This is a genomic window from Bartonella saheliensis, from assembly GCF_902162175.1.
Genome location: NZ_LR607302.1, coordinates 1 through 1608, shown reverse-complemented (window position 1 = coordinate 1608; position 1608 = coordinate 1). Strand labels below are relative to the sequence as shown.

Here is a 1608-nt window from a genome sequence, read left to right as displayed (position 1 = left end):
GGTAAAACTGCAACCATGTTTTGTAAGATATCTTTTTAATTCTTGACTGTTCATAAATATAATATAACATCTAAAATGTTTAAATACAACATAAATGTTGTTATTTGTATAAAATTAAAGATTGGCTTTTAAAATACTAAGTTTTGATCAAAAAATAAAAAAAATACAAAATATAGATTTTTTCTATTGACAATACGTGAAAAATCGTATTTAGTGGCAGTACGGTACTAGTCGTATTGTATCTAAAATTCAAAAATATCCCCTAAAATTTGTTAAAATATTAAGCTTTAAAAGTAGTTTAACTTACTGTTTTTATTGATAAAATTGGCTTATCTATTTTGCACACATCTAAAGCCATTAATTGATCAATGATGTCATTAATTAATTGCCTCAAAAGGAGTCAAGATGAAAGCAATCATCACAAAACCAATGTGTGTTGTTGGCGATAACAAAAGTACTATTCGTTTTGAACCATCAACTTCAAGTAATCCATTTGTAGAAATTTCCAATCAAGTCTATGCACGCCTCAAGCGCGCCAATGCCGTAAAACCCTTTGTTGAAAGTAAAACCACAACAAAATCTGAAAAGATAAATGAACCAATTAAGCAATAGAAAAAGAAACAGTACAGATATCCTCTGAATCAAGTGCAGAAGAAACTTCACTTCAACAGACCAAAACACCTAAAGTTTCCAAGCCATCAACACCTTCTGCTAAAAAGCTTAAAAATTGAAATTAATCATCCATCAAGAATGGTATCTTCAACAGGTAAAAGATACCTTTACCAACCTTCAAGCACCACGCCTTAATTGGGCTTTACGCAACGCTATAAATACTTCAGCAAAGCAAGTCGAGCGCTTTACTGAGAAGCAAGTTGCCGACCTCTCATCCGCCCAACCAAAGCGCATTAAAAAAGGTGTTTATATTAAAGACAAGGCTACCGCACAGTTTCTCGAGACAGATATCATTGGTTCTGGAACACCGATACCTCTCAAATTTTTTCAAGCAAAAGAAACAAAACGCGGTGTGACTTACAAATTGTTTGGGAAAAAACAAATCTTGCCCCATGGTTTTATCAAGGGAGGAAACTTTCCTAAGCGGGTTGATTTAAAAATGGGAGGAAACGTCTTTCAAAAAGATGACGGAGATAAATTTCCCATTGCAAAACAAGAAGGACCATCAATTGCGACAGTTATGTCTAAGCCAGAAATTGCAAACGCTATCGCACAATATGCCAATGAAAGATTAACCAAAAACATACAGAGACAACTTGCTCGTCAAGAATACGCTACCAATAAAAGAGGCTAGATCATGTTTCCAAGCTCTATCTCTATATTACATATCCTTATTGGTTCATACATTACATATTCTTATGACAATTTTAAAAACAAATTATCACTTATGCTTTGTATTTTCCATAAAAAAATCAATAAAATCAATGTAAAAGGTACTTCCCGGCGGGTTGGCTTCGTTGCGGGGCGGACGAGCGCGAACTATCGCTAGCGACAGAATTTTCAAATCGACTGTACATTGGACACATAACATATTGATAAATAATGAAATTAATGTTTACTCATATATAAACTATACAATCTATAATTATTTTAAAA

General features: G+C 33.1%; 1 protein-coding gene and 1 pseudogene. Both read left to right on the top strand.

Annotated elements, in window-relative coordinates:
• Positions 1–405: 405 nt before the first annotated feature.
• Positions 406–731 (top strand): annotated as a pseudogene (locus FS875_RS09835) (hypothetical protein).
• Positions 728–1306 carry a hypothetical protein gene (locus FS875_RS09830; protein WP_144756246.1) on the top strand — a complete coding sequence of 193 codons (579 nt, stop codon included), beginning with the start codon at positions 728–730 and terminating at the stop codon, positions 1304–1306. The pseudogene FS875_RS09835 and the gene FS875_RS09830 overlap by 4 nt, the downstream one beginning before the upstream one ends.
• Positions 1307–1608 lie beyond the last annotated feature (302 nt).